General features: G+C 48.8%; 9 protein-coding genes. 3 read left to right on the top strand and 6 right to left on the bottom strand.

Annotation, left to right across the window (positions count from 1 at the left end):
- Positions 1-34 precede the first annotated feature (34 nt).
- Genes K1X45_RS13365 through K1X45_RS13355 form a run of 3 tightly spaced genes read left to right on the top strand, consistent with a single transcriptional unit; the run spans position 35 to position 1,958 of the window.
- Positions 35-181 (top strand): hypothetical protein, encoded by a 147-nt coding sequence (locus K1X45_RS13365; RefSeq protein ID WP_220159125.1) that lies wholly within the window; start codon positions 35-37, stop codon positions 179-181.
- Complete coding sequence (locus K1X45_RS13360) at positions 178-1,185, top strand: iron chelate uptake ABC transporter family permease subunit (RefSeq protein ID WP_220159124.1); 1,008 nt, start codon at positions 178-180, stop codon at positions 1,183-1,185. The genes K1X45_RS13365 and K1X45_RS13360 overlap by 4 nt, the downstream gene beginning before the upstream one ends.
- Positions 1,179-1,958, top strand: coding sequence for an ABC transporter ATP-binding protein (locus K1X45_RS13355; protein WP_370627039.1), 780 nt, complete (start codon positions 1,179-1,181; stop codon positions 1,956-1,958). The genes K1X45_RS13360 and K1X45_RS13355 overlap by 7 nt, the downstream gene beginning before the upstream one ends.
- Before the next feature lie 173 nt (positions 1,959-2,131).
- Here the strand turns inward: K1X45_RS13355 and K1X45_RS13350 are convergent, their stop codons facing one another.
- The 6 genes from K1X45_RS13350 to K1X45_RS13325 all read right to left on the bottom strand — a co-directional run bounded on the left by K1X45_RS13350 (position 2,132) and on the right by K1X45_RS13325 (position 12,236).
- The gene (locus tag K1X45_RS13350; protein ID WP_220159123.1) at positions 2,132-4,618 is read right to left on the bottom strand and encodes a TonB-dependent siderophore receptor; all 2,487 of its coding nucleotides are present in this window, start codon (positions 4,616-4,618) and stop codon (positions 2,132-2,134) included.
- Positions 4,619-4,730: 112 nt separating this feature from the next.
- Complete coding sequence (locus K1X45_RS13345) at positions 4,731-5,690, bottom strand: FecR family protein (protein ID WP_220159122.1); 960 nt, start codon at positions 5,688-5,690, stop codon at positions 4,731-4,733.
- Positions 5,691-5,817: 127 nt separating this feature from the next.
- On the bottom strand, positions 5,818-6,339 hold the full coding sequence (locus K1X45_RS13340) for an RNA polymerase sigma factor (protein ID WP_220159121.1): 522 nt from the start codon (positions 6,337-6,339) through the stop codon (positions 5,818-5,820).
- Between the two features lie 729 nt (positions 6,340-7,068).
- Positions 7,069-10,566 (bottom strand): TonB-dependent receptor domain-containing protein, encoded by a 3,498-nt coding sequence (locus K1X45_RS13335; RefSeq protein ID WP_220159120.1) that lies wholly within the window; start codon positions 10,564-10,566, stop codon positions 7,069-7,071.
- A 107-nt stretch (positions 10,567-10,673) separates the two neighbouring features.
- Positions 10,674-11,588, bottom strand: coding sequence for a FecR domain-containing protein (locus K1X45_RS13330; protein ID WP_220159119.1), 915 nt, complete (start codon positions 11,586-11,588; stop codon positions 10,674-10,676).
- A gap of 114 nt (positions 11,589-11,702) precedes the next feature.
- Complete coding sequence (locus tag K1X45_RS13325) at positions 11,703-12,236, bottom strand: RNA polymerase sigma factor (protein WP_220159118.1); 534 nt, start codon at positions 12,234-12,236, stop codon at positions 11,703-11,705.
- Between the last annotated feature and the right edge of the window lie 78 nt (positions 12,237-12,314).

Raw genomic sequence — 12,314 nt, 5'->3', positions numbered from 1 at the left:
TATTCTTGGTCTGCCCTCAGTTCCGAAAACATCAATGCGTCCGTATGATCGTGACAGAGAAACAGTAGCTGTCCTTCTTGCCATACCCCATAGAAACTATCCGGATGGCCTTGTCACCTCGGCGATGGGTGCCCCGATCCTGATTATTCTGGCGCGGCGCGGCGGCAGGCTGAACTCATGAGAAATAGTTTTCAGCCCGTTAAACAAATATACCGTGCCTATCTGACCGGCATCTTATTATTCGCGGCAACTCTTGTCATTTTTATCAGCGTCTTATGCCTTGGTGATTTTCCGGTAACACCCCGTGAAGTGCTGTCGGCCTTACTGGGCAAAGGTGATGAAACCATAGCAATGGTTATTCGGGAATGGCGGTTGCCCCGCGCGGGCCTCGCTGTCCTGATCGGGGCTGCACTGGGACTCTCAGGCGCCATTTTCCAATCCTTATTGCGCAATCCGTTAGGTAGCCCTGATATTATCGGCTTTGATGCCGGTGCCTATGCCGGAGCGATGCTGCTTCTTCTGACCGGCGGTGGTTTTATTGCAACCGCTACAGGGGCTCTTGCGGGTGGCATGATTGCTGCAATCCTTGTCTATAGCCTTGCATGGAAAAACGGTGTGCAGGGCTTTCGCCTGATATTGATCGGCATTGGCATCGGCCAGTTGCTTTTTGCTTTCAGTCAATGGCTGTTATTACAAACAGAACCTGAAACAGCCGTGGCGGTTTCTGTTTGGGGCACAGGCTCGCTCAGCGGTGTAGAAATGCGGCAATTAATTGCTGCGACGCTTATTTTTTCTATGTTAATTCCGGCATCACTATTACTCACCCGCGCGCTCAGACAGCTGGAACTCGGTGATGAACTGGCACAAGCAAGCGGGTTATCGGTTGAACGAACACGGCGTCTGCTGATCTTTGCCGGTGTTTCATTATCGGCTATGGCAACGGCGATTGTCGGGCCAATCGCCTTTATCGCACTGGTTGCGCCACAACTGGCGAGTAAACTGGCTTCCAGTGCCGGTACAGCGCCTTTGCTGGCAGCATTAACCGGTGCAGCTTTATTATCAGCTTCGGACATGATTGCTCAACATGGCCTGGGACAGACACAAGTACCAGTCGGTGTTGTCACGCTTTGTTTTGGCGGCATTTGGTTTGTCTGGTTATTGGCAAGGAAAACCACGCAATGGTAATGAAAGCACGCTTACGCACAGACAAATTATGGGTCTCATATAATGACCATACTGCGCTCAAGGGGATTGATGCTGCCATACCGGACGGGCACTTTACCGCGATCATCGGGGCAAATGGTTGCGGCAAGTCTTCACTCTTAAAGAGTATTATTAATCTCATACGCCCCGCAGCGGGTAGCGTTACATTAGACGGGTGCAGTATTACAAATATGCGTCCGTCAGAACTGGCTCGAAACGTAGCCATGTTACCGCAAGCTCCCATCGCACCGGAAGGTATTACTGTTGCGGAACTGGTAGCTCGCGGACGCTTTGCCTGGCAGTCATTCTTCCCCCGCTATAGCCGGAAAGATCATGAGGCCGTTGCCACTGCTCTGTCAGCGACACGTCTGGAAGGCCTTGCCGACAAGCTACTATCCGAACTCTCCGGCGGGCAGCGGCAAAGAGCATGGATTGCAATGGTTTTGGCTCAGGATACGCAGATCATCCTGTTGGATGAGCCAACCAGCTTTCTGGATTTGTCGCATCAGGTTGAGTTGATGCAATTACTTGTCAGATTGCGGAAACAGGGCAAAACCATTGTGGCTGTTTTGCATGATATTAATCAAGCGTGCCGTTATGCTGATAATTTGATTGCGCTTGCTGATGGCAGGGTAATAGCGGCAGGCTCGCCCGGCGAGATACTGTCCCCTGCCCTTGTGGAAGAGGCTTTCGGCCTTAAAGTTATGGTTGCGTCTGACCCGGTATCCGGCACACCAATGGCCGTGGCACTATAGAATATACCTTAAAAAAGGCAGCTTGACTTGCCCCCGCCAGTCAAGCTGCAATGATAGCCATTGTTGTTTTAGAGCGTGCCGCGTTTAATTGTATCCACTGCGCTCGCTCTAATATCTTTTGATTGTCGCATTATCACCGCAGTCAAATTGATTCAACTTGACTGCGGATTGCTCTAGAAAGTTGATGAAACGGTTAACTGCATTGTGCGGCCATAGCCATAACCACATGTCCAGTTACTGCCACAACCACTGACATATTTTTTATCGAACAGGTTGCTCACCGAGAAATTCAGCTTTGCACCATCATGCAATTTGCTTAACGGTGCTGACAAACGAAAGTCCATCAATGTGTAACCCGGTATTTTGATGCCGGCATAACCCGATGGTGTTTCAACGTCACCACCACGGCTTGAACCGGTATAGCGCACGCCTGAACCAATCTTCCATCCTTCTAGAATACTGTTCTGGACAGTATAATCCACCCACAAGCTGGCTTGATGGCGCGGGGAATAGATGAGCTGCTGATTCAACTCCTCAAGGATTTCACTGCTTGTAATCTTGGTATCCACATAAGAATAGCCCGCTGTCACGCCCCATCCATTGGACAGATCAGCTTTCAGCTCCGTTTCAAAACCACGCGAGCGAACTTCACCCGTCTGAACCTGATATGGCCAGCCGTTAATTGTATCATCGGTCAAACGATTGGTCTGGCGCGTATCAAAAAGTGCAGCACTCCAAAGCAGATCATCGGATGGTGCATAACGGACACCAACCTCAAATTGCTTACCCCGCATTGGTTTAAAGACATCACCTTCAAAGTCGGCACCAACGACCGGTTGAAACGATGTTCCGTAATTCAGATAAGGTGCAACGCCGTTATCAAACAGATAAAGCAAGCCCAGCCTTCCGCTGAGGGCACTGTTTTTCTGGTCAATGATTTCACTTCCGCGCCGCTTTTCATTATCTGCATGGGCTTTTGTCCAGTCGTGGCGCAAGCCAGCGAGGAACCGCCAATTACCAAATTCAGCCTGATCCTGAACATAAAGACCAAGCTGATCCAATTTGGAATCCGTGTGACTTAATAATTCAAAATTACCGATCCCGCCCTGACCATAGACAGGATTGAATAAATCTAAAGATGGTGCATCGCCAGATAGTCGCGTGGCATTAAACTTGCTGGAAGCATAGTCAACGCCCGCGATAAACCGGTGCCGCGTATCTCCGATATCAGTATCCCAATTGAAGGATGTATCGCTCACCAGATTATTAGCAGTACCGGTTGCTTTGACGGCATAGCGCTCCATCGTACGCCAGTCCCAATCAACCGGATTATCAAACCATAAGTCGGTTTGTACCATTTCCAGATCTGTTTTGACTTGCGACCAACGAAGAGCATGACGCAGAGTCAGGTCATTACCTAACGGTGTTTCATATTCATAACCGACAATAGTCTGATCCCGGTCATAGCTATTAAAATCAGGGTCACCGGTAAAAAGCTTACGCGAAATATCGCCATTAGGATTGCTCCATAATGTTCCGTATGCTGGCAGCCATGTATATTCAATACCACCGCGGTCACGCTGCCATTGAGCGTGTAATGTCAGCTTACCTTCACCGACGTCAAAAGCGATGGAAGGCGCAATCAATGTGCGTTTACGATCACCTTCAGAAATACGTGCACCGGTCTCACCAAGCTTGGCAATGATACGGAAATCAATGCCCTCAGTCAGCGGGCCGGTCCAGTCATAGCCTATACTACCCTTACCAAAGCCATCCACACCGGCCTGAGCAGTTGAAGACTGCTCAGAGTTTGGCCTCTTGGAAAGCTGGTTAATCATACCGCCGGGAGGAAGCTGGCCGTAAAGCGAAGAGGACGGCCCTTTAAGAATTTCAACCCTTTCCAGAGTGAACGGGTCGATCTGCGGAATTGTCCAGTTATTACCGCTGCCAAGGCTGGCTCCGGCCTGATAGGCCATTCCGTCGAGCCAGGTTGCATTCTCAGTATTAAAGCCGCGAATTGAAATAGAGTCGAAACGTGAATCCACGCCATCAGCTTCAACGGCCACACCCGGTGTATAGCGCAAAGTTTCAGAAAGGCGAGACGCGGTATGGCTTTCAATCTCTTCCCGTCCAATCACATTAACTGATTGCGGGATTTCCAGCAAAGACGTGCCGGATTTGGTTGCAGTTGCTGTTAAGCCTGCCAGGTAGCCATCGAATGCACCACGCGCCTCCTGATAACCGCCGCTGACCGTAATTGTATCCAGTAACACTGCCCCCTCAGCCGGTGCATTTGTATCCTGTGCAGATGCGCCCTCGATAACAACGGACCGGCTACCGGAAAACCTATATTGAAGTCCTGTACCGACAAGCAGCCCCTTCAATGCATCTTCAGGTGCAAGATTGCCTTTTACAGGAGACGATTGTTTGTTTGCAGACAATGAGGTCGGGGCAAAAATTTCAATCTGTGTCTGGCGTGAAAATGCGATTAATGCAGCAGACAAAGGCTGTGCGGGAATATTGATACTGGCATTAATTGGTGCCTGTATTTGAGCATGAACAGAGCCTGTAGCAGTGACACTAAAGAAGGCTGTGCTTGCGAGCAAAACTGACAGCACCGGATTCAGGCAGCTCATTGTTGCGCTTTTTGTTTTCTTCATTCCCACAATTCCGTTTCATCTTACACAGAAGCGGACATGGATCACGCCTCCTAATAAATAAGACGTGCGAAGTGGCAAAAGTAATTAGTCGTTCGGAATGTTTTTAGGATAATTATTTTGACGTAATGCCCACGAACAGATCTGTGGCTCTATAGATCTGCAGCCCGAGACTGGCTGCTATAATATCCAGTGCTTCGTCAGTCCGTCTGGCATCAAAGACTGCAGTGACGCGTTGTTTACCTGCTGACGCACTGAAGAGCTGGATGCGGCCATTCCGGTAACGCTGAATTTCAGTCAGCACCTCGTCCAGCGGGGTATCTTTGAAGATGAGCTGATCTTGCCGCCAAGCCTGCACAGTCTCCAGATCAACAGGCTGGACGGGTGATAAACTGTGCTTGTCATAATGAACCATTTCACCTTTCGTCACCTTTGAAGCCTGATTGGACGGCGTACTGACTTCAACCGTATTTTCTGTAACAGCAACCGTTACGCCATTTTCAATCTTGACGTTAAAAGCGGTGCCAAGCACACGTATCTGCCCCTCTTCCGCTTTGACTATAAAGGGACGCTGCTGGTCTTTCGTGACTGAAAAGAAGGCTTCACCCGCAATCAATCTCACTATGCGCTGATCTTTACTGAAATCGACATCAATCGCACTTGCAGTGCCAAGCTCCACTTCTGAGCCATCTTGCAGCTTCACGATCTGCCTTTTACCAACACCTGAATTATAATCGGCCATCAAACCGGCCGGTGTGAGCTGCCAACCTGTAACGGCTATCAATGCAAAGCAGGCAGCAAGCACGACCACCTTCCATGATGATAGGCGGCTTCGGTGTGATAGCTCCGCTTTCGGGTAACCGGTATCACCATGAACGGGTGTGTATTTTTCGCCAAGATGATCCAGCCCACTCCATAGACGGGCAACTTCATTCCAGGCCGTTTGATGCTCCGGAGCAGCTTCAAGCCATGTTTTAAAACTATCAAGCTGTGCCTGTGAAACATCATCATCCTGCAACAGCACAAACCACTGAACAGCTTCATCATTGATGCTATCGGGATCAGTTTTTTTCATCAGCAAGCTTGTTCAGGTAATTTCTTTATAAGGTCACAGGGATGTAAATTAAAAAATCTGTCTGAGAGTTGAATATGAATTGCATCGTTATTCGGCACGCCGCTCTGCACATATTGAGAACTCAAAACTATTCACCAACAGAATTAATCTCGTTCATATGATGCCTCAATATACCAAGCGCTTTCACCATGTGAACCATGACCGTATTCTTGGCAATCCCAAGGCGCTCGGATATTTCACTATATCTCAGCCCTTCGAATTTATGGAGTATGAGTACCTCCCGACAACGCGGCGGCAAATCGAGTAATGCAGCATCCAGCAATGCGAGTTCTTCATGTGAAATCATCAGGGCATCTGCGAGAGGTGCGGTATCCTGCATATTATCATGAAGAGCCAGACAGGGATCTATAAATACAGCCCTTCGTTTCTCTCGTCTTTGATGGTCGATTGCCACTGTTACAGCGGTGCGACGTAAATAGCTGCGCAAGTCCCGCACGTCTTCCCGCGGCGTACGCAGCAGTCGCAGAAATGCTTCCTGCACAGCATCTGCTGCATAGTGGGCGGACAAACCTCGCTGAATAAGGAGACGCTTTAAACGCCCCCGCTCGTCAGCATACAGGCTTGCGATATTTTCCCAACTATACGTCATATGGAAGGATAAAATGTCCTGAAGAATGGTGAAACTTTCAATCGAGCACTGATTCAGCCCGATGATAGATCGCTATAGAGAAAGGAAATTTTACCAGCAAGAACATAAGTTTAGACCTATTCTAAGCCTAAACGACGCCTTATTATACTACCCATACAAAATATGAGGAAATTTATCATGTTATATATTGATTTTATTGAACCTTTGCAAATTCAGCCCGCTACTCAGCACCAGAACACACCATCACAAGTGACATATTTGCGGTCGCACATTTCACTGCATCTGTGCCTTTTTAGGCACAGTTTATAAACTCAGGTAAGCCGTATAGCTGCCGTAGAGCGCAACCCATCACCATGACCATTTCGCCTCAATTTTAGCAGTTCGCAACTTATTTGCCGATGACCAGAACTGGACATAGCTGCAACTTCGATCAGACGCGCAAGCAGCACCATAAAATGAATAGCTCGTCTTATATTTTCAATATTCTAAAATTAAACCAGCAATCAGAAATTATCCGTGATTGTTAGGGGCACTAATAAACTGCCTTACAGAAACGCCCGAAACTGTTCAGGCAAACCAAGCCAGCTCTTATAGCCACCAAAACCCGAATTCTGTTCAGGTGAAAGTTACAGGAACGCTACGTCCTCGAACACAAAGCATTTCACCGCCAAGTAGTTAAACTTGACGGTGAAATGCCCGCATACATCAACATCTCTGAAAAGAGTGCGCTCAGAAACGATAGTTCAAGCCCACTTTGATGCTGTGGTTTTGCAATTTATTTTCGGCTTTACGACCGTCGATTTTTGCGCCCGCACCACTTGAGCTGACATTATGAAATCCGTTGAAACCTGGCGGACATGCTGCAGGCCTGTTAACCCGACCGCATCGAATACGCTCATCATAGGGGGCAACAACACCTGAAGCTGCACCGTCGAAATTGAATGTTTTGGAACTAAATCTTGTGTAGTTATAATCAGCCTTTATCGACCATTTATCACTCAAAGCATATTCCATACCAGCGCCGAGTGTGAACCCGAGACGGGTTACCTCTTCCTGTTCAGAATAATTGAATTTCGTTCCTGTTCCACCCAACATAGAAGATGTTGCGCCGGTTGAAATATATTGATCCCGCGTCTGCACTTCATTCATCAGTGCTATTCCGCCCGTACCGTAAATAAACATCCTGTTGAAGGCGTAGCCAAATTTCGCCTTGGCAGAAGCCGCGACATCATACTGATAATCCTGCACTGACTGGATGGTGCCGTCCTTATAATCTGCGGATTCAGTTGAATAGGTTGTTTGATTGCCTGAAAATGTCGGCTTTGAAATATCTGCTTCAAAGCCTGCAACAAAACCATTTGAAAACTGGTGATTATAACCTGCCTGCAAGCCAAAGGAAGCACCGGAGAGATCGAGTGCGGCCGATTCATTGGCGGCAAGGGCATTGGATGTGCCATTCAGGGCTGTTGTTGTGCCGCTGAGTTTCGACCAGTCCATGCCAATATTCGCCCCGACAAAGAAGCCTGTCCAGTCCGTCGTAACGGCTTCTGTTTCGCTTGTTGAGGTCAAGCCTGAGAACAGCGATCCGTCGCCACTATATGCTCCCTCAAGGGATGGCTTGATTGTGAGATCAAATCGGAAAGTGCGTCCGGGTGCAGGCATCAGCGAGGCACTCAACGCATCCATATAGTAGCGGTCTGTAACATTATCGACCGAGAAACGCATATGTACGTTTTCATTCGGCTCATAGGTTGCATAGAGATCAAGCAGCACATAGGGGTTCCAGCTGCCGGGGCGGATATTCGTTAAACCGGTGTCAACTGTACCATCACCAAGACCTTTCACCATACGCTTTCCGACATAGGTCATACGTCCGCCAAGGGTCAGTTTGTCGTCCAGAAAACGCCCCCCTAAATGAATGGCCACAGTATCCTTTGGCGGAACTTGCTGAACAGCAAAACTATTATAGATTCCTCCCGGCGCACAGGTTGAATGGCGTGCAGACATTACCCCTTCTGGTGCACAGAACATGACATGGGTATAATGGTTCCAGGCAAGCCCTCCGAAATACTGGCCGGTGTCATATTCTCCGGACACTTCGAAACCGCGCATATCAGCGTAGTCGAGATTGATGCGTCTCAGACCACCGGTGCCTTCTGCACGGGTGATGTAATCCTTGACATGGTTATCGAAATAAGCGGCATGTAGCCTAAGCTTATCGCCAGCCAAGAAAGCATCATCCGCCATGTAATTCATACCCAGTTCCACAGTGCGATTGCGCTCCGGACGGATAGGATTTTCATCAGGCTGAACTGTAAAGGACAGGCTGGTGAGAGATTCAAAAATACTCGGCGATCGCAGCACGCTGCCAGCCTTGGCATAGAGTTGCAGATTATCGACCGGCTCAATTTTGATCGTGCCAAGCGGCGACCAACCCGATGATTCACTCTCCAAGGGTGAACCGAATATCAGATCACCGGTATTGGAGAGCTTTGGCGCGCGATCAAAGGAATGAAAGCGGGAGTAACGCAGACTTGGCGAGAGTGTCAGCCAATCAAGAGGCTGCCAGTCCATTGTGGCAAAACCGCTCCATTCCTCGCGGTTGCCCATTCGTGGTGCGGGCGTAGTACCAGCTGTACCGGCTGATGCAAATTCGTAGCCGCTCGGCAGACCTACATTCTCTCTGGTGAAAGATGTGCCATAGTTCAATGAAAAATCACCAAGGCTCGTCGCAAACAAAGACGTATTGGAAAGCGTCGCACCCCAGCGTGTCTGGCCTGTATAATAATCGACGAGCCCGATCGGGTAGCCTGATGAATACAAAGATGAATTGATACGCAAATCCATTTTTGTGAGAAATGTATCAAGCCGCACATCAAAGAGATCATTATCATCAGGCTTCCAGCCATAGCGACCTGTATAGGTGTCCAGATCAATTTTATTAAGAAAGCCCTGATATGGCACACCGCCAAACAGAGATAATTGGGTTGGCATGATCTCGCCGTATTCGCTGAGATATTTAGTATAGCCAAGCTCCAGCGAATGTCCGTCATCCCAGCGAAAATTCCCTTTTAACATCCAGGATGTATTGTCTGTCGATGTATTCAGCACTTCTTCGCCAGGGCGGAATTTGCTGAGGTCGGCATCATATCCATCTGTGCCGGCGTGGTAATTTCCGGTTTTACGTCGGGCGTAGGCTGCGACTATATCGAAATTCTCGGATGTTTTTGCAATGGCAACACTGCCATTGCCTGATGTCGGGACAAATGCGCCAGGACGATCCAAACCAGTGTCATTATTGCTGCCTTGTCCCACAGGCGTACCGAGAGCGGGAACTCCCGAACTATTGGAAAAAAAACCTCCTTTGAGGCGTGCACCAAAAGTCTCACCGGGCAGAAGAATATCCTCCGCTTTGATTGTGCTGATGCGCACCACACCACCCGTTGCGCCGGTAGCATCTGCACCATTGCTTGGCCCTTTTTCAATAGCCATGCCACCTATGAAATCAGGATCAATATAAGAACGTGATTGTGCCCCGTTATAACCGCGATACACAGACACTTCCTGCGAAGCGCCATCCACGATGACCGGTACGCGGCCTTGCCCCTGCATACCGCGAATATTGACATCAACACCGCCGGAGTTGCGCGATTCTCCGTTCAGAACGCCCGGTATCCCTGAGAAAATATCCCCTGGTGATGTGCCGCGCCGTGCTTCAATCTCATCAGCGGATATATAGGCGCTTGATCCTGGCGTTTGATATGGTGCGTCCGCAGCGCTTATACCGGTTCCGCCCGAAATTGTAATTGTATCAAGGAGAACAGTACCTTCATCGACAGCACCAAGACGATTGCCGGACGTTTGAGCCGGATTGATTATCAGTGCGGTTGAAGCGCCGCTGAACCGATAGGTCAGATTTGTTCCTTCAAGAAGTTGCCCCAGTCCGCTGGCCGCTGAATATGTGCCCTGTAAGGTGTTTGAACGGATGTTTGATGGTAACGCTCCATCAAAGGCAACATCTACGCCGGTGACCGCAGAAAAACGGACTAACGCTTGTGCCAATGGCTGTGGCGGAATGGAGAAACTGTAAGGCGTTGTCGCCTGAGCAAAAGCATCTGTCGCCCCATATGGCACCAATGCAAGATATAATGCCGATGCAAGCAGTGTGGTTTTGAAGACCTGCTGGATTTTCGAACCGGATCCAGTTCGTGTTACTAATGCCAGCATAAACGTCTCCTTCAAAAGATTTCGGCCATATTAAAAGGCTCCTCTATCTATAAGGACGAAGAGCTGGTCGAAAAATCCCGGTCAAAAAATGGAAAAAATGAAATAATTTAAAGCGGACGAATAAGGGTGAGTAATGGCGTCCAGTTTTCGACGCGGACCGGCAGTACCTCGGCGAGTTTTTGCGTGAGTTGATCCGTTCTTTCAATATTGATGATCAGAGTTACCGGTCTTTGTGCCAATGCAGCATCGGTGATGATGATTTTTCCGCGTTGCCATTGTTCCAGTTCTTTGACAACCTCACCAAGCGGACGGGAAATAAAGACAAGACGGCCATCAAGCCACGACAGCCTCGTATCAAGCTCGGCTGGTTCCGGAATGCTGAGATTGTTCCCGCGACTTCGCACCGCATAACGCTCTTCAACCTGTACCGACTGTGAAGGGGTCTCCACTCTGACCGAGTGTTCAGAGACGACAACACTTACGCCTTCATCTTCGTGGCGAACGGAAAAAGCAGTGCCAAGCGCTGTGGTGTTCACATGCATCGCGCTGACCATAAAAGGACGTGCACTATCCGGAGCAACATCGAAAAACGCCTCGCCGGCGATAAGTTTCACCAGACGCTTCTGCTCTGTAAAATGAACTGAAACCGAACTCGCTGACGACAATCGCAGCTTCGATCCGTCAGGCAAAACCGCGGCTTCTACCTTACCGGTTGCGCTAAAATAATCTGGCCGGTTTACACTGAATTGATAATACCCACCGCCTGCTAAAAGCAATGCGAGGCCTGTAGCGCCACCCTTCAACAGTTTTCGCCGGGAAAGCTGTGTTTGGGATATATCCGGCACCATACCTGCACTACTCCACAACTGTTCAAGCCGAGAGTAAGCTTGTGCATGACGGCTATCAGCCTTCAGCCAGACTCTGAAACCTGCCAATTCAGCTTCTTCAACATGTTCTTCCAGAAGCAATGCAAACCAATGTGCCGCTTGATTGGAAATATTCTCTTCTTCTGACTTAGACACAATTCACTTCCGGCAGATAAAATATCAGAGCGTTGAACAGAGCCCGCTTAACGTGGACGCATCCTGAAAATATGAAGCGGTTTTCCGCAAGAGACACGAAGCAAAAAACGTCGGTCAGAAACGATCAAAAGATGATTTTTCAGCCTGCAAATTTTTAAGCGCTGTAACCATGTGATTGAATGCTGTTTTGGGCGAGATACCAAGCTGTGCACCGATCTGAGCATATGTCATGCCCTCGATACGATACAAAATAAAGACCTGCTGTGCACGTGGCGGCATGTTCGCGATAATCTTCTGCAATCGCAGGAGCTCTTCACGAGAAATGAGATGCTGTTCGGCAGATGGCGCATTATCCTGAACCCACTCAAGCTCGTGCACATCGACAATGACGGGAGCGAGTTGAAGTCGTCTGCGATAATCAAATGCAATATTCCGGCCGGTGCGTATAAAGTAGCCTTTGAGATCTTTGACATCACCAAGAATACCTTTTCGCTCCCACAATCTGACGAAAGTGTCCTGCACAAGATCCTGTGTTTCCACACGGTCTTTAAGGCAGCCGTCAATGACCTTTGTCAGCCTTGTTCGTACGGAGAAAAATACCTCAACGAAATACGACCCATCCTTCTTATTATGATCGACGGTTTGCAAGCGAGACTCTCTGAGGCAGATGGGTTTCAATTAATTGTTGAGTTATATAATCATGTTTTTTCGGAAATTGAAGCCGTT

Origin of the sequence: Pseudochrobactrum sp. Wa41.01b-1 (assembly GCF_019464455.1) — a bacterium.
GTDB classification, from domain to species: domain Bacteria; phylum Pseudomonadota; class Alphaproteobacteria; order Rhizobiales; family Rhizobiaceae; genus Pseudochrobactrum; species Pseudochrobactrum saccharolyticum.
The sequence above is the reverse complement of the archived record's forward strand: the minus strand, read 5'-3'. Positions and strand labels throughout refer to the sequence as shown.